Here is a 17100-nt window from a genome sequence, read left to right as displayed (position 1 = left end):
GCCGCATTGCTCTCTAGGCAATGGCTTAATCAGGTTCCGGATCGTAGCGCGCATCCGGATCAACAGGTGGCGGGGTAAAGCCGTTAATTTCCCGCTCTTCGCGCGCCAGCAACAGAATCAGTGCCGCATTCAACGTGCCAAAGCCCCAGGCAATCAGGAAAAAGACCGAGTAGGCCGTCAGTTTGTCCTCGAACAGCCGGGCGCCATGCAGACTCAGCTCATGGGGATCAAATACCGAAAAGAAACAAGCCGTTGCTAGCGCCCCGGTAATGAAGGCTGGCCAGAGTGTGAGAATACGTTTATGCAGCATGGCAAACTCCCGAGGTGACACTTCTACTGTAGCCAGCCGCGGCATGAATGCAAAAAAGCCGCGATTCCTCGCGGCTTTTTCAGGTAGGTAACCTTACTTAACCCTGTTGGCATACATGAAGTTTTCCATCTTGCTTTCCGCAAGATTGAACCAGCCATGCTGCAGGGTGCGGAACTTCTTCCACTCGGTATAGATTTTCTTGAAGTCCGCGTTGGAGGCTGCTTCCTTCTCATAAATGGTGAATGCTGCCTTCTGCGCTGCCTGCAGAACATCATTCGGGTACTGATGCAGCTTGGTGCCCTTCTGCAGCAGGCTAACCAGTGCTACCGGGTTCTTGGCATCGTACTCGGCCTGCATGCTGATGTTGGCCTCGGCAGCCGCGGCTTCGAAAGCTGCTTTATACTCTGCCGGCAGCTTGTCCCACTCCTTCTTGGAAACATAGAAGGACACGTTCGGGCCCGGCTCCCAGAAGCCCGGGTAGTAGTAGTGCTTGGCAACCTTGTAGAAGCCCAGCTTCTCATCATCGTACGGCCCAACCCATTCGGCCGCATCGATGGTGCCTTTTTCCAGGGCCGGATAGATGTCGCCGCCGGCAATGGTCTGGGGAATGGCTCCGAGTGCAGCCATAATTTCGCCGCCAAAGCCCGGAATACGCATTTTCAGGCCCTTGAGATCGGCGAGCGACTTCACTTCCTTGCGGAACCAGCCCCCCATTTGGGTGCCGGTGTTGCCGCCCGGGAAGTTGACGATGTTGTACTTGGCAAACAGCTCACGCATCAACGCCATGCCACCACCGTAGTACAGCCAGGCGTTCTGCTGGCGTGAGGTCAGTCCGAATGGCAGCGTGGTATCAAACGCAAACGCCTTGTTCTTGCCCACATAGTAGTAGCTGCAAGTGTGGCCACATTCGACGGTGCCGTTCTGCACCGCATCCAACACCTGGGTGCCCGGAACGATCTCGCCACCGGCAAATACGCGGATCTGGAACTTGCCGTCGGTCAGTTCACTGACTCGCTTGGCCAGCTGCTCGGCGCCGCCGTAGATGGTGTCCAGGCTTTTGGGGAAGCTGGATGCCAGCCGCCAGCGGATGGCAGGGGTGTCTGCAGCCATGGCTTTGGCCGAAACGGCGGCAGTAGCAAGGCCGACTGCACCGGCTTTCTTCAGAAACGAGCGTCTTTCCACTGTGATCTCCTTGTGTTGTGTCTACTGCTATTTTTACTGGCCGGTTGAGCGGCCGATTTGGGTGCAGCGGCTCGAGCTACACCCGTGGAATGGTTACTGACCGGTCAGCTCCTTGAGCAGGTCATTGCTTTGGTCACTGCCAGCGGCCGATGCGTCGCCGGACTGTTCCGCTGGCACCTCTAGCGGCGCCGAGCTTCCTGCGTCGTCAACCTGCTGCAACATGGTGGCGGCATCGGTGCCGGTATTGATCTTTTCGCTATGCAAAGAACCGGTGACCAGCGAAGGGAAGGCGATCAACAAACCAACCATGATAAGTTGCTGCAGCACGTAGGGAATGGCGCCCCAGTAGATGTCCGTACTCTTGACCTCTTTCGGCGCCACGCTGCGCAGATAAAACAGCGCGAAACCGAAGGGCGGGTGCATGAAGGATGTCTGCATATTGACGGCCAGGATCACGCCAAACCAGATCAGATTGATGTCCAGGCTTTGCGCCACCGGGGCCAGCAATGGCACCAGGATGAAGGCGATCTCGAAGAAATCGAGGAAAAATGCCAGGAAGAACACCAGTACGTTGACAGTAATCAGGAATCCGGTAGCGCCGCCAGGCAGATTGGACAGCAAGTGCTCGACCCACTTGTCGCCATCCACGCCGAGGAAGGCGATACGGAAAACACGAGCGCCGATCAAGATGAAGACCACAAAGGTGGACAGCTTGGCGGTGGAGTCCATGGCCTGTCGCAGCAGGGTCAGGCTCAGCTTGCGATTGATCAATGCCAGTGCCAGCGCGCCAACCGCACCCATCGCTCCGCCTTCGGTAGGCGTGGCAATGCCGAGGAAGATTGTGCCCAGCACCAGGAAGATGAGCAGCAGCGGCGGGATCATCACTAGTACGACGCGACGCGCCAGTGCTATGCCGCGCAAGGTACGGGCCTCTGGCGGCAAGGCCGGTGCCAATTGTGGTTTGACCAGCGTGACCAAAAAGATAAACACCGCATAGAACGCGACCAGGGTCAGGCCCGGAATCATCGCACCGGCATACATATCGCCAACGGAGGTGCCCAACTGGTCTGCCAGTACGATCAGCACCAGTGATGGTGGAATGATCTGCGCCAGGGTGCCGGATGCCGCAATGACACCGGTGGCAATACGGGTGTCGTAGCCATAGCGCAGCATGATGGGCAGTGAAATCAGCCCCATCGAGATCACCGAAGCAGCGACAACGCCAGTGGTAGCCGCCAGCAGTGCTCCAACAAAAATCACGGCGTAGGCAAGGCCTCCGCGGATGCTGCCGAATAGTTGGCCGATGGTATCCAGCATGTCTTCCGCCATGCCGGAGCGCTCCAGAATCAACCCCATAAAGGTGAAGAACGGGATGGCCAGCAAGGTGTCGTTACGCATGATGTCGTACACCTGGTTGGGCAGCGCTTGCAGCAGCTCCGGGCGGAGCAGGTCGAAGTGGATACCTATCCAGCTAAACAGCAGACCAACAGCGGACAGGGAAAAAGCGACGGGAAAGCCGATCAGCAGAAACAGGATCAGCGAGCCGAACATGATCGGCGCCATCATTTCGAAGCTCATACGTGCTCCTCCTGGTGCGGGTCATGTTGTCCGGCCGCCGGATCCGGGTGCTGGCCGGCCAGAAAACCGAGACGTTTGATGATTTCCGAGCAGCCTTGCGCGAGCAGCAGGGCAAAACCGACGGGAATCAACAGGAAGACGGGCCAGCGAATCAAGCCGCCGGCATCTGACGACATCTCGCCGCTTTGCCAGGCGTTGTAGAACATCGGCCAGCCAAACTTGATCAGCAGCACACAGGTGGGCACCAGGAACAGCAGGGTGCAGACAATATCGACAACCGCACGGGCACGCGGGGAAAGTTTGCTATTGAGCAGGTCGATGCGGATGTGTTCGTTCTTTTGCAGGGTATACGCCGCCGCCAGCAAGAACACGGCGGAGAACAGGTACCACTGCACTTCCAGAAAAGCGTTGGAACTGAAATTGAAGGCTTTGCGGACAATGGCATTGCCGGCACTAATGAGCACGACGATGAGCACAAGCCAGGATGCGGCCTTGCCTACCCGTGCAGTGATGGCGTCGATAAGACGCGACAATGCAAGCAGTGACTGCACTGTGATCTCCTCTTTGTTGTGTGTTGAGCTCTTTGGCTCTTGGCGGCGGCTTCTCCGAGCTCGCCGTCCTGTTGGTCTCAATTGCGTTAACAACCGGCCGGCAGGATGAGGCTATGAAAACACAGCAAAGTTGGCTTGCAAAGCACAATGGAATAGGGGATTACCCTTGGTTGTCTGATTTGATCCGGGCAAGACGCAAGCGCAGCGCGTTATCGCGAGTCTCGAGGGCAGCAATCTGTACGCGTTCGGCCAGTGTTTTACCCAGCAGTGGTTGCTGCAACCAGCGCGCGACAGCTGGCAATTTTTCCAGCAGCACACTGCAGCGATTGTCTTGTAGCACCAGCCACTCCAAGGGTGCGGCCAACCTCTGCAATGCACGCAAGCCAAGACTGCTCTCCAAACCCAACTGCATCAGTTTTCCCAATGCGCGGCCCACCAGTGTTGGGTCACGATTTTCACCCCGCACGGAAAAATCGATATCAATACGGCGTTGCGCCCAATCGACCGGGGCAAAACGGAAATGAATGGAAAGTAGCCGCTGGCCGGGCTTTTTCAGCAACAGCTGTAGTACGCCGCCATCTGCAGAGAACTGCAGATGCTCCACGCACAATTCTTCGCTATCAAGCGCTGCCTGCAGCTGCGACTGTAGCCAGGGGGCGGGCAGGGCGATGCCGTTGCGGTGCAAGGTCGGCAATCTGGTGCGGAGTGTTTGCCAGCGTTGCGTCCAGCCAGGCGGGGAGTCCATCAGTCGAACAGGGTCCGGGCGCCCTGATAACGGGCAGCAAAGTAGCTGTTGTCCATCCGCTCGACACGAATGGTGCTATTGCTGCGTGGCGCATGCACAAACTTGCCGTCGCCAATATAGATTCCCATGTGCGAGAACGGTCGACCCAGGGTGTTGAAAAACACCAGGTCGCCAACCCGCAGTTGATTATTGCCGACGGGTCGCGCCAGGCTGGCGATCTGCGCGGCGTTATGCGGCAGCGTCACGCCGGCGGCATTCTTGTAGATGTAGGCAACCAGCCCGCTGCAATCCAGGCCGGCCTCCGGATTACTGCCTCCGAACTGGTATTCGATATCCAGCATGCTCAGGGTGTAGAGCAAGATCTCGCGGCCGACTCCGTCAGCCTGCAGCGAGGAGAGTGTCACCGTGCGTGCCGGTGCCTTGGCTTTTCTGGCGGGAGGCTGGCTGGTGCTACAGGCTGCCAACATGGCGACCAGCAGTGCTACGGTGACAGCGGTTCTCATCCCTGTTTAGCCTCCAGGATTTCCCAGCGCTCCAGCTTTTCCAGCAGCGCAAGTTCGATTTCCTCGATACGGCTCTGCATATCGCGTGCTTGTAGCGGTGCATCACGGTAGATGTTCGGGTCCTGCAACCGGGTCTGCAACTCGGCCTGCTCATTCTCCAGTGCGGCAATTTCTTCAGGCAGACGTTCCAGCTCCCGCTTTTCATTAAAGCTGAGTTTCTGCGTGCGATTGCTACGGTCACGCTCCTGTTTTTGCGGCTCAGGGTTGGCCGCAGCCGCCTTGCGCTGGGTGTCCTGTTTCAGTGCCGCCATGCGGGCGCGGGTATCGACCCAGTCCTGATAGCCCCCCGGATATTCCTCCAGCCGGCCGTCCCCCTCAAAGGCGATCACCTGGGTGACTACGTTGTCGAGAAATGCGCGGTCGTGGCTGACAAGGAATACGGTGCCGTTGTAATTGGTGATCAGATCTTCCAGTAGTTCCAGCGTATCGATATCCAGATCGTTGGTCGGTTCGTCCAATACCAGTACGTTGGCCGGACGGGTGAACAAGCGCGCCAGCAACAGGCGGTTGCGTTCGCCACCTGACAGCGACTTAACCGGGCTGCGCGCCCGCTGCGGCGAGAACAGGAAGGCTTCCAGATAGCTCATCACGTGCTTCTTCTGGCCGGCGATTTCGACAAAATCGTTTCCCTGGCTAATGATGTCGGCGACGCTGGATTCTTCATCCAGCTGGCTGCGGAACTGGTCGAAATACGCCACCTCCAGCTTGGTGCCCTGTTTTACCGTGCCGCTATCTGGCTGCAACTCGCCAAGGATCAGTTTCAGCAGTGTCGTCTTGCCGGCGCCATTGGGACCGATCAAACCAATCTTGTCGCCACGCAGGATGCGGCTGGTAAAGTCGCGAATCAGCACCTTGCCGTCGTAGGCCTTGCTGACGTGCTCCAGCTCGGCGATGAGCTTGCCCGAGCGCTCGCCGGCATCCAGCTGGAAATTCACCTGACCGACGCGTTCGCGACGAGAGGCACGCTCACGGCGAATGGCCTCCAGCCGGCGCACACGGCCTTCGTTGCGAGTGCGTCGGGCCTCGATGCCCTTGCGGATCCAGACTTCTTCCTGGGCGTGAAATTTATCGAAAATACGGTTCTGCTCTTCTTCGATCGCCAGTTCCTCGGCCTTGCGTACCTGATAGGCGGCAAAATTACCCGGGTAGCTGCGTAGCAGGCCACGATCCAGCTCCACGATGCGGGTGCAGACGTTGTCGAGGAAGCGCCGGTCGTGCGTAATCAGCAATACGCTGCCGGTGAAGTTGCGGATCAGTTCTTCCAGCCACTCGATAGCGCTCATGTCCAGGTGGTTGGTCGGTTCGTCAAGCAACAACACATCCGGGCGGGCCACCAGTGCCCGCGCCAGTGCCACCCGTTTTTTCCAGCCGCCGGACAGGTCGCTTACCAGTGTGTCGGCATCAAGCTGCAGATGGGTGAGGGTGGAGCTGATCAGGGCATCGAATTGCCAGCCGTCGCGCGCTTCCAGTTGATGCTGGATGTCGGTCATGCGTGCCATCATCGCGTCATGGTTGGCCGCGGGGTCCGCCAGCTGCAGGGTGAGATGGTGATAATCGACCAGCAGGGTTTTGAGATCACCCAGGCCTTCGGCCACAGCATCGAACACAGTGTGCCCATCGCCAAATACCGGCTCTTGCGGTACGTAGGCCACGCGCAAGTCGTTCTGCTGGTTGATGCGGCCATCATCAAGCTTCACCGTGCCGGCAATGGCCTTGAGCACCGAGGACTTGCCGGCGCCATTGCGACCGATAAGAGCAACGACCTCGCCGCTTTCCAGCGAGAAATCAACGTGGTCGAGCAGGGCGTGGTGACCAAAGGCAAGACAGGCTTTTTCAACAGTAATCAGGGCCATGATACGGGCTGGGACGCATAGGAAATCTGTAATACCAAGGATTGTAACATGAGGGGGTAGAGCGCCCTTCGCCTTGGCCGGTCATGGCTGTTACAATGCGCGCCAAACCAGACCGGGCACCGGCATTTGCCGCCCCACCTGAAAGGATTGCCATGTACTTTGTTGACCGCTCGGTAGCCGTAATCAAGCCGAAAGCACCGTTCCTGACCTGGCTGAACGCCGTTCCTGACAATGACATGATCGACCTGTCGCTGGATGTATTGCGCGCGGACTGCACTGTGTTGCTGCTGCCGGAATTTGACGAGCCGGAAGATGCGATCACGCATATCGACGAAATGTACGAGCAAATCTTCCGCATGGAACTGGCCTCCTGGTACGAAGACGAAGCGCTATGGCCCAAGGACATGTCGCTTAAAACTTTTTGGGAATGGTTCGACGTCGAGGTGCATTCCACCCTGCTGGATACCGTCGACAACGAGATCATCAATAGTCCGGCCACGCCGGTCTGATCGTTAGTCAGCCTCCGGCATGCATCCGCAACGCGTAACGCCATTTGGTGCCAAGCTGCGCTGCGGAGTATTGCTGCCGGCAGTGCTGATTGTTGCCAGCCTGCTATTGGTGCTCGCCGCGCGCTTACTGCCTTGGTGGCAACTGCTGCCACTCATGTTTGGCTGGATATTGGTGATCGGCTACCTGCTACGCCAAAGCGGCATGTTGGCCGCACCGCTACAGGGGTTTCGGGTGGAAGCCCGTGGCCGGCTGGCAATTCAATTGCAGGATGGCGCCTGGCTGGCCGCGCACTTGCTTTCGGCCAGTACAGCCTTCATCTGGCTGGTGTCGCTGAAAATGATCGACGAGACCGGCAGGCATCATCAGCTATTGGTATGGCGCAGCACAGTGGACGCGGAAACGCACCGCGCACTGCGTGTTTATGTTCAGTGGAGTCGTGACACGGCAACGCCCGTGGCCGATTCAACGAGAAGTAATTAGGTTGTGAAGATGACTGCACAGGCACCCGCAAACGGGGCATCGCTAGCCGACTGGCTGGCTTATCTTGAAGCCGCCCACCCGGTGGGTATCGACATGGGTTTGACTCGCGTGGCAAAAGTCCGCGATGCCATGCAGCTGCAGCCAGCGTTTCCTCTGGTGATTGTCGGTGGCACCAATGGCAAGGGTTCGGTGTGCGCGATGCTGTCGACGATGCTGAATCGCGCTGGCTTCAAGGTTGGCACCTACACCTCGCCGCACATCCTGCGTTACAACGAACGTGTCGCCATTGATATGCAGCCGCTGCCAGATGCAGACATTGTGGCTGGTTTTGCCGCTGTGGAAGCCGCCCGCGGCGACACTTCACTCACATACTTCGAATACGGCACGTTAGCCGCCATGCATGCCTTTTTGCAGCAACATGTCGATGTCGCGGTATTGGAAGTAGGGCTGGGCGGCCGGCTTGATGCCATCAATGTCTTCGAACCGACGGTGTCGGTGGTGGTGAGCGTCGACCTCGATCATCAGGCTTATCTCGGCGACACCCGTGAGTTGGTTGGCTTCGAGAAAGCGGGCATCTATCGTCCCGGCAAGGCCGCCATCTGTGCCGACCCCAATCCGCCGCAGTCTTTGCTGCAACATGCGGCCAACATCGGTGCCGATCTGAAGCTGCTCGGACGCGATTTTGGCATCAGCCGCATGGAAAACCAGTGGTCGTTCCACATGGGCGATGTCCATAAACACGCTTTGCCGATCCCGGCCTTGCGTGGCGAATACCAGATGGTCAACGCGGCTACCGCACTGGCAGTACTTGAGGCGCTAAAGCCGCTGTTGCCGGTGAGCATTGGCGCCATCAAGCGCGGCTTGCTGGAAGTGGACTGGCCTGGCCGCTTCCAGGTGCTACCTGGACGCCCGTTGACCGTGCTCGATGTGGGCCACAATCCCCACGCCGCCCGCGCGCTGGCCGACAGCCTCAAGCGCATGGCGTTTGCCAACAAGCGCATCGCCGTGTTTTCCATGCTGTCCGACAAGGACCTGTCTGCTGTGGTCCGCTTGCTGCAAGATGAATTTGACGAATGGCTAGTGGCAGGGCTGGATATGCCACGCGGTCGCAGTGCTGACGACATCGCTGGCGAACTGGAATCGATGGGTGTCAAGGGCGTATCTCGTTTCAATTCGATACCCGAAGCATGGGATGCCGCCTTATCGCGCGCCGGCGAGAATGATAGAATTGTGGTCTTCGGCTCGTTCCATACCGTAGCCGAAGTCATGCAACACCGTCTCCATCATCGCGCCCAAGGATAGTCGATGGCTCTTTCCACTCATGATGAACTGCTGATGCTGCGCAAGCGTGCCCGCCGCCGCCTGGTCGGTGCCATTGTGCTGGTGACGGTATCGACTGCCGTGCTGTGGAATGTTGTAGACGCTTTACCCGAACAAGCGATGCAGCCGGAATCGGTTGACATTACCGGCTTGCAGACTGCCTCCGCGGCACAGGCCGTAGCCCCCAAAGCGGCCGCTGCATCACGGCCGGCGCAGAGCGTGCCTGCGACCGAGCTGTTGGCGACGTTACCACCAGAAGATACGGTGACCGCCCAACCGGCGGCCGCCACCGCATCTCCATCCACGTCAGCAATTGTGGCAACACCTCCTGCGCCGGCGGTGAAACCCAAGATTGAGCCGGAAAAAGTCACGCAGTCGGCCAAAACCACGCCCAAGCCGGTCGAAAAAGCAAAGCCCAAGGAGGCGCCTAAGCCGGATGGCACCAAGACTGACCCGATGGCCATTCTGGAAGGGCGCGACACCCCCAAGCCGGCCATCAAGCCTGAGCCTGAGGCTGCCAAACCTGCCGCGGATGGCAAGCGCTATAGCGTACAGCTGGCGGCTTTGTCCGACCCTGCCAAAGTCGATGCACTGCGCAGCAAGTTGGCCGCAAGTGGTGTTAGTGCGCGCTTCAGCAAAGTACAGACCAGCAAAGGTGAGGTTACCCGTGTGCGCGTAGGCCCCTTTGCCTCGCGCGCCGAAGCGGACGCATCGCTGCGGCGGCTGGCAAAAGCTGGCGTAACCGGCATTGTGGTAACGCAGTAATGCACGGAGCACTGGCATGACCTGGCTGGACTACCTGATCCTTGCCCTGATAATCGGCTCCATTGCCATCTCGCTGTTTCGTGGCCTGGCGGTTGAGTTGCTGTCACTTGGCTCATGGTTGCTGGCGCTGTGGGCAGCACGCACTTTTGCACCCATGCTGGCGGGCTTCGTGCCACTACCCGGCGAAGGCATCCAGCTGCTGGCAGCCTTCCTGCTGTTGCTGCTGCTGACCTGGTTCTGCTCCTCGCTGCTTGGCAGTTCGCTGACGGTGGCCATGGATGCCATCGGACTTGGCGGCGTAAACCGTTTTTTGGGTGGCCTGTTCGGGCTGCTGCGCGGCTTGCTACTGGCAACGGTTGTGGTCATGGCGGGCGGCCTGAGCGACCTGCCGAAAAGCCGCGACTGGCAAAATGCCTTGTTTGCCCAGCCGTTTGAATCTGTTGCGCTTGCCTGTCGGCCGTGGATGCCGGACATGCTGGCGCAGAAAATGAAGTTTTCTTAGCTTTGCCATAGAGGGGTGAGGATGCAGTGGTGTCTTCGCCCCTTGTTTTTAGTCGTGTAGTCTGGGGATTAACTATGTGTGGAATTCTTGGGGTGGTAGGTCGGACGCCCGTAAACCAGCTGTTGTATGACGGTCTGCAACTGTTGCAGCACCGCGGTCAGGATGCAGCCGGTATTGTTACGGCCAACGGCAAGACCTTTCACATGCACAAGGGCAGCGGGCTGGTGCGTGACGTGTTCCGTACCCGCAATATGCGATCGCTGCAGGGCAATGCCGGCATCGGCCATGTGCGCTACCCCACCGCCGGCTCGGCCTCCAGTCTGGCCGAGGCGCAGCCGTTCTACGTAAACTCGCCGTTCGGCATCGTGCTGGCGCATAACGGCAACCTGACCAACACCGACGAGCTCAAGTCGGACATGTATCGCAACGACCTGCGCCACATCAACACCAACTCCGACTCGGAAGTGCTGCTGAACGTGTTTGCGCACGAAATTGCCTCGCGCGTGGAAAACGCCACTCTGACTCCGGAGGCCGTGTTCGGCGCCGTTGAAGCCGTACACCGTCGTGTCCGCGGCGCTTATGCGGTTGTGGCAATGATTGCCGGCTTTGGCCTGGTCGTGTTCCGCGATCCTAACGGCATCCGTCCGCTGGTGATGGGGAGCAACGTTGTAGATGGTCACACCGAGTACATGTTTGCTTCCGAATCGGTGGCGCTGGACTGTTCCGGCTTCAAGCTGCTGCGCGACGTAGCGCCGGGCGAGTGCGTGTATGTAACGTTTGATGGCGACATGCACAGCAAGATCTGCGCCGAGAAAACCCAGCTGGCACCGTGTCTGTTCGAATACGTGTACTTTGCCCGTCCAGACTCGGTAATCGATGGTGTCTCCGTTTACCAGTCCCGTCTGAATATGGGCGAAATGCTGGCCGAGAAAATTCGTCGCGAATTCCCGGACGTTTCCATCGATGTAGTGATCCCGATTCCGGACTCCAGCCGCCAGAGTGCGCTGCAACTGGCCAATGCGCTGGGCCTGCCGTATCGCGAAGGCTTCATCAAGAATCGCTATATCGGCCGTACCTTCATCATGCCGGGCCAGGCGGTACGCAAGAAGTCCGTGCGTCAAAAGCTGAACCCGGTGGCACTGGAATTCGCTGGTCGCAACGTATTGCTGGTGGACGACTCCATCGTGCGTGGCACCACCTCCAAGGAAATCGTGCAGATGGCACGCGACTCCGGCGCCAAGAAGGTGTTTTTTGCTTCCGCCGCGCCAGCAGTCCGCTTCCCCAACGTGTACGGCATCGACATGCCGACCCGTGCCGAGCTGCTGGCCACCGGCCGCGATGATGCGCAGATCGCCAGCGAAATCGGCGCGGATGCCGTGATCTATCAAGAGCTGGACGCTCTTGAGCAGGCAGTACAAAGCATCAACCGCGAACTAAATGTGTTCGAGGCTTCTTGCTTCAGTGGCTGCTACATCACCGGCGACATCGACGAGGCATACCTTGATGCCATCGAGGCCGCACGAGGCAAAGGCAAGGCGCAGCCGGAAGGAGATGACCCCAGCAGCAAACTGGTCGATTTGAACCTGAATGTTGCCGAACAAAACCTGATGTGATGTTCATATAACGACAAGGGTTGGCCGCTACGGCCAACCCTTGTTATCTTCGATGGACCCGTTTCCATCGTCCGTATTGCGAGCCCACCATGTCCTGCGACGACTCCTCCCTGCAATTGCACCCAGAAACCCTGGCCATTCGCGCCGGCCGCGAAACCAGCGAATATCGTGAGCACAGTCAGAGCCTGCACCTGACCTCGAGCTTTACTTTTGAATCGGCTGCTCAGGCCGCCGCCATGTTTCTGGGCGAGATCGACGGCTATACCTACTCTCGCTTCACCAATCCGACCGTCAGCGCCTTCCAGCAACGCCTGGCCATGATGGAAGGCGGTGAGCGTGCCATCGCTACCGCCAGCGGCATGGCAGCCATTCAGGCGACCATGCTCACCCTGCTCAAGGCTGGTGATCATATCGTTTCGTCGCAGAGCCTGTTCGGTTCCACCATCAATCTGTTTAACGGCATTCTGGGTAAGTTTGGTGTCGAAACCAGCTATGTTGACGCCTCCGATCCGGCGGCCTGGCGTACAGCAGTCAAGCCAAACACCAAAGTCTTTTTCCTGGAAACACCGTCCAACCCGCTGACCGATCTTGCCGATATCGCCGCGATCGCTGACATCGCCCACGCCGCCGGCGCGATCCTGGTGGTGGACAACTGCTTCTGCTCACCCGCGCTGCAGCAACCACTGAAACTTGGCGCCGACCTGGTGGTACATTCGGCTACCAAATATCTGGATGGTCACGGCCGTGTAATGGGTGGGGCGGTTGTGGGTAGCGACAAGCTGGTGGAGCAGGTCTACTTGCACGTACGCACCGCTGGTCCGACGCTGGCACCATTCAATGCCTGGGTGCTGCTATCCGGCCTCGAGACGCTTTACTTGCGGATGGAGAAGCATGTTGCCAACGCGCAAGCCCTGGCCGAATGGCTGGAGCAGCAGCCTGCTGTTACCCGTGTTTTCTTCCCCGGCTTGCCAAGCCACCCACAGTACGAGCTGGCAAAGCGCCAGCAGAATGGCGGCGGGGCGGTGGTGTCGTTTGAAGTGGCCGGTGGCCGCGAAGCGGCGTGGCGAGTTGTCGATGCAGTGCAGATGATTTCACGCACGGCCAACCTTGGCGACGTGAAGAGCACCATTACCCACCCGGCCTCGACGACCCATGCCCGCATTACGCCAGAGGCACGAGCCAGTGCCGGCATTACCGAAGGCTTGTTGCGTGTAGCGGTAGGGCTAGAGCACATCGAGGACATCAAGGCCGATCTGCTGCGCGGCCTGTAAAAAACGTCTGTTTCAAGCAAGCGGCAGTCTAGAATATGGACTGCCGCTTTTGGTTTGGGCGACTGACAGCAGTAATCGATGCCGTTCTTGACACGAGTCAAATTAGAACGTAAGTTTCAAACACTTGTTCGAAAGTCATGATGAATAAGGCGACGCAACTTATTACCCCTATCAAGGGACAGGATCACATGGAAGCGAACAAACCGGATACCGCAACACGCATTCTGGACGTAGCAGAGCGCCTGTTTGTGGAGCACGGCTTTGAAGCAACTTCGCTTCGCATGATCACCCAGCAGGCTGAAGTCAACCTGGCTGCGGTGAATTACCACTTCGGATCCAAGGATGCACTGTTCGAATCAGTATTCATGCGCCGCATCGGCCCGTTTGTCGCGGCCTGTCTGGCTGAGCTGGATGCTATCGAACAGCCGGGTCAAGCACTGACCGCAGAGGCATTGGTGACTTCTTTTGTCCGGCCATGTCTGGCCCTGTCAAAAGACCCCTCGAGGGGAGGGGCGCTCTTTGTCAGACTGATGTCGCGTACGCTGGTGGAAAACCACCGCTTACTGCGCGAAGCACTATCGCAGCAGTACAGCGTGTTTGTGCAGCGTTACAGCATTGCTTTTCAGCGGGCGCTGCCACAGTTTGAATCCGAAGATATTGCATGGCGTATGCACTTCGCGTTTACCGTGATGTTCAACGCTTTTGCCGGTAATGATGTATTGAAGATTTTTGGTCGTAGTCAGGTGGTAAATGCCCGTGACCCGGACCTGATCATCAAGCACCTGGTTCCATTTGTTGTAGCGGGGTTGACGGCGCCCATCTGATTGACTTGACAGGGTCAACACGAGGGTAATCCATAATGATATCTGCCGTAATTCTTGTCCTGCTGGTTGGTGCGCTGGCTTATTTCCGCGCACCGGTCTTGCTCTGGACCATCACTATTGCTGCCTGGCTGACCAGCCTGCAACTCTTCTGGAACTGCCAAATCCCGTTTGCGGTCTGGGTCGTATTCGGCGTCATTGCTGCCGTACTTAACCTGCCGTTCTTGCGCCGCGCCATCTTTACCGGCCCGGTGTTCAGCATTTTCAAGAAGATCACGCCTGCCATGTCGCAGACCGAGCAAGAGGCTATCAATGCCGGTACGGTCTGGTGGGATCGTGACTTGTTCTCAGGTAAACCGGATTGGCTGCGCTTGCTTTCCTTCCCGGACCCGAAACTGACTGCCGAAGAGCAGGCATTTCTGGATGGCCCGACCGAAGAGCTGTGCAAGATGGTCGACGACTGGAAGATTACCCATGAACGGAAGGATCTGCCGCCGGAAGTGTGGCAGTTCATCAAGGACAAGGGTTTTCTTGGCATGATCGTCAAAAAGAAATACGGCGGCCTTGAGTTCTCCAATTACGCCCATGCCAAAGTGGTCACCAAGATCGCTACGCGTGGCGGCAGTGCTGCAGTGTCGGTCATGGTTCCCAACTCCCTGGGGCCGGGCGAGCTGCTGCAGCACTATGGTACCGAGGCGCAGAAGGACTACTACCTGCCGCGTCTGGCCAAAGGTGTGGAAGTGCCATGCTTCGCGCTGACCAGCCCGTACGCTGGCTCCGACGCTGGCGCCATCCCTGACTTTGGTATCGTTTGCCGCGGCTCCTATACCGACCCGCGTAGCGGCCAACGTCACGAAGACGTTCTGGGTGTCCGTGTAAGCTGGGAAAAGCGCTGGATCACGTTGGCACCGGTAGCCACCATTCTCGGCCTGGCGTTCAAGATGTACGACCCGGAACATCTGCTGGGCGACAAGCAGGACATCGGTATCACCTGCGCGCTGGTGCCGACCGAGCATGAGGGCGTATGCATCGGCCGCCGCCACTTCCCTGGCGGCGCGGCGTTCATGAACGGCCCTACCTGGGGCAAGGACGTTTTCATTCCGATCGAGTGGATCATTGGCGGCCGCGAGTATGCCGGGCAAGGCTGGCGCATGCTGGTTGAGTGCCTGTCGGTTGGCCGTTGCATTTCTCTGCCGGCAATGTCGGTTGCTTCCGGCAAGGTGGCGTCGTATACCACCGGCGCCTACGCCCGCATTCGCGACCAGTTCGGCTTGTCGATCGGCAAATTCGAAGGCGTCGACGAGGCGATGGCACGCATCGGTGGTTTTACCTATCAGATGGAAGCATCGCAGGATCTGGCGCTGACCGGCCTGGATATCGGCGAAAAGCCATCGGTACTGTCCGCCGTGCTGAAGTACCACAACACCGAGCGTATGCGTAAGGCCCTGAATGACGCCATGGATATTCACGGCGGCAAGGCAGTGGTGCTTGGGCCGCGCAACTATTTGGCGCGCGCCTACCAAGCCATTCCCATTGCCATCACCGTGGAAGGCGCCAATATTCTTACCCGATCGATGATTATCTACGGACAGGGCGCCATTCGTTGCCATCCATTCGTGCTGCGTGAAATCAAGGCTGCGATGGCCAATGACGCAGCCGAGTTCGACAAGGCGATCACCGGTCACATCAACTTTGTTATCAGCAACGTATTCCGCTCGTTGTGGATGGGGCTGACAGGTGCGAAGCTGGTCGACAGCCCCAAAGCTGGCGATGTTGCCGCTTACTACAAGCAGTTGACCCGTTTCTCCAGTGCTTTTGCATTACTGTCTGACATGGCCATGTTCAGTCTGGGCGGGTCGCTGAAGTTCCGCGAAAAGCTGTCTGCCCGCCTGGGGGATATGCTGTCCAACCTCTATATTGCCTCTGCTTGCCTGAAACGCTTCGAGCGCGATGGCGCTCCTAAGGAAGACTTGCCGGTCCTGAAGTGGGCGGTAGAGATGGCACTGTACGATCTGCAGCAGGCTATGGACGGCTTCCTTGCCAATTTGCCAAGCCGCATGTTGGCCGCAGTGTTGCGCAAGGTCATCTTCCCGTGGGGCTTGACACTTAAACCGGCTAGCGATCGTATCGGCACCCAAGTGGCGCGCAGCCTGATGGAACTTGGCCCGACCCGCGACCGCCTTACCCGCGGCATGTTTGTGTCCCAGGATGAAACCGATCCGGTGGGCGTGCTGGTACCGGCCTTGAAGGCAATGCTGGAAACCGAACCGGTCGAGCAGAAGTTGCGCAAGCTGGCACGTGATGGCAAATTTGCCGCCGTTACCGCGCGCGAACGACTGGCAGAAGCCCTGCACAGCGGGGTCATTACCCAGGCAGAATTCGACGCAGTAACTCGCGCCCGCAAACTTAAGCGTGACGTCATCATGGTTGATGATTTCGACATGAAACTCGAGCAACACGATGAAGGTCTGCTGCAACGCCTGATTTTCTAATCGCCACAAGGCAACAGCATCGGGCGGCCAAATGGCCGCTCTTCTGCCGATATCGTTTTGCGTCGGGCAGAACGATATCTGGAGGAGTTGACAATGCAAGATGTAATGCATGGAACAAACCGGCAACCTGTCCTGCGTGTACGTGCCGAAGTACATGGCAGCAATGTCCACGGCAGGGTGCATATGGGCTGGCTGATGGGGCAGATAGATTTGGCCGGTTCAGCTGTCGCCGAAAGGTTGGCCGCGGGCCAGGTAACTACTGTGGCGGTAAACGCTTTTCAGTTTGCCAACCCGATCCAGCTCGGCGATTTTGTCTCGATTTATGCCGACAAGCTGCGTCTGGGGCAGAAGTCCGTCACACTGAAAATCACCGTTGAAACCGAGCGGATGAATGGCGATATCCTGCCGGTTACCGAGCTGATTTCGACCTATGTTGCCATCGATAACGATGGCCGTTCACGGCTGATCTAGGCTGTCGCTTGCCCGTAATTTGGACCCACTGTTGTACTGTTGCTTTAGTGAAACGATTGTTTGGAACAATCGC

At 58.2% G+C, this 17100-nt stretch carries 17 protein-coding genes; 10 read left to right on the top strand and 7 right to left on the bottom strand.

The window, feature by feature from the left end; translation table 11 throughout:
* Positions 1–25: 25 nt before the first annotated feature.
* The 7 genes from HU218_RS08645 to HU218_RS08615 all read right to left on the bottom strand — a co-directional run bounded on the left by HU218_RS08645 (position 26) and on the right by HU218_RS08615 (position 6782).
* The gene (locus HU218_RS08645) at positions 26–310 is read right to left on the bottom strand and encodes a hypothetical protein (protein ID WP_246210886.1); all 285 of its coding nucleotides are present in this window, start codon (positions 308–310) and stop codon (positions 26–28) included.
* A gap of 93 nt (positions 311–403) precedes the next feature.
* Positions 404–1492 (bottom strand): TRAP transporter substrate-binding protein, encoded by a 1089-nt coding sequence (locus HU218_RS08640; protein WP_174874534.1) that lies wholly within the window; start codon positions 1490–1492, stop codon positions 404–406.
* Between the two features lie 93 nt (positions 1493–1585).
* Entirely contained in the window at positions 1586–3070 is a 1485-nt protein-coding gene (locus tag HU218_RS08635; protein WP_174874533.1) for a TRAP transporter large permease, read from the bottom strand.
* Positions 3067–3621, bottom strand: coding sequence for a TRAP transporter small permease subunit (locus HU218_RS08630; RefSeq protein WP_174874532.1), 555 nt, complete (start codon positions 3619–3621; stop codon positions 3067–3069). Before HU218_RS08630 ends, HU218_RS08635 begins: the two co-directional genes overlap by 4 nt.
* 160 nt (positions 3622–3781) lie before the next feature.
* Positions 3782–4366, bottom strand: a complete 585-nt coding sequence (locus tag HU218_RS08625) for a hypothetical protein (protein ID WP_174874531.1) — start codon at positions 4364–4366, stop codon at positions 3782–3784.
* Positions 4366–4869 carry a C40 family peptidase gene (locus HU218_RS08620; protein ID WP_174874530.1) on the bottom strand — a complete coding sequence of 168 codons (504 nt, stop codon included), beginning with the start codon at positions 4867–4869 and terminating at the stop codon, positions 4366–4368. The genes HU218_RS08625 and HU218_RS08620 overlap by 1 nt, the downstream gene beginning before the upstream one ends.
* Positions 4866–6782 (bottom strand): ATP-binding cassette domain-containing protein, encoded by a 1917-nt coding sequence (locus tag HU218_RS08615; protein WP_174874529.1) that lies wholly within the window; start codon positions 6780–6782, stop codon positions 4866–4868. The genes HU218_RS08620 and HU218_RS08615 overlap by 4 nt, the downstream gene beginning before the upstream one ends.
* Before the next feature lie 152 nt (positions 6783–6934).
* Here HU218_RS08615 and HU218_RS08610 point away from each other — a divergent pair, with 152 nt between their 5' ends.
* The 10 genes from HU218_RS08610 to HU218_RS08565 all read left to right on the top strand — a co-directional run bounded on the left by HU218_RS08610 (position 6935) and on the right by HU218_RS08565 (position 17027).
* Positions 6935–7291 (top strand): hypothetical protein, encoded by a 357-nt coding sequence (locus HU218_RS08610; RefSeq protein ID WP_174874528.1) that lies wholly within the window; start codon positions 6935–6937, stop codon positions 7289–7291.
* Between the two features lie 19 nt (positions 7292–7310).
* Positions 7311–7772: a protein YgfX gene (locus HU218_RS08605; RefSeq protein ID WP_174874527.1), complete on the top strand. Its 462-nt coding sequence runs from the start codon at positions 7311–7313 to the stop codon at positions 7770–7772.
* Between the two features lie 9 nt (positions 7773–7781).
* A complete protein-coding gene (gene folC / locus HU218_RS08600) occupies positions 7782–9074 on the top strand; it encodes a bifunctional tetrahydrofolate synthase/dihydrofolate synthase (RefSeq protein WP_174874526.1) in 1293 nt (430 codons plus the stop codon).
* 3 nt (positions 9075–9077) lie between these two features.
* Entirely contained in the window at positions 9078–9857 is a 780-nt protein-coding gene (locus tag HU218_RS08595; protein WP_174874525.1) for an SPOR domain-containing protein, read from the top strand.
* 16 nt (positions 9858–9873) lie between these two features.
* Positions 9874–10359 carry a CvpA family protein gene (locus tag HU218_RS08590; protein WP_174874524.1) on the top strand — a complete coding sequence of 162 codons (486 nt, stop codon included), beginning with the start codon at positions 9874–9876 and terminating at the stop codon, positions 10357–10359.
* Positions 10360–10433: 74 nt separating this feature from the next.
* Entirely contained in the window at positions 10434–11972 is a 1539-nt protein-coding gene (gene purF, locus HU218_RS08585; protein ID WP_174874523.1) for an amidophosphoribosyltransferase, read from the top strand.
* A gap of 89 nt (positions 11973–12061) precedes the next feature.
* Complete coding sequence (locus HU218_RS08580; RefSeq protein WP_174874522.1) at positions 12062–13243, top strand: O-succinylhomoserine sulfhydrylase; 1182 nt, start codon at positions 12062–12064, stop codon at positions 13241–13243.
* A gap of 188 nt (positions 13244–13431) precedes the next feature.
* A complete protein-coding gene (locus tag HU218_RS08575) occupies positions 13432–14067 on the top strand; it encodes a TetR/AcrR family transcriptional regulator (protein WP_174874521.1) in 636 nt (211 codons plus the stop codon).
* Positions 14068–14102: 35 nt separating this feature from the next.
* Positions 14103–16556 carry an acyl-CoA dehydrogenase gene (locus HU218_RS08570; protein WP_174874520.1) on the top strand — a complete coding sequence of 818 codons (2454 nt, stop codon included), beginning with the start codon at positions 14103–14105 and terminating at the stop codon, positions 16554–16556.
* Between the two features lie 93 nt (positions 16557–16649).
* Complete coding sequence (locus HU218_RS08565) at positions 16650–17027, top strand: acyl-CoA thioesterase (protein WP_174874519.1); 378 nt, start codon at positions 16650–16652, stop codon at positions 17025–17027.
* The last annotated feature ends 73 nt before the right edge of the window (positions 17028–17100 follow it).

It is taken from the genome of Vogesella oryzae, from assembly GCF_902829295.1.
GTDB classification, from domain to species: Bacteria; Pseudomonadota; Gammaproteobacteria; order Burkholderiales; family Chromobacteriaceae; genus Vogesella; species Vogesella oryzae.
The sequence above is the reverse complement of the archived record's forward strand: the minus strand, read 5'-3'. Positions and strand labels throughout refer to the sequence as shown.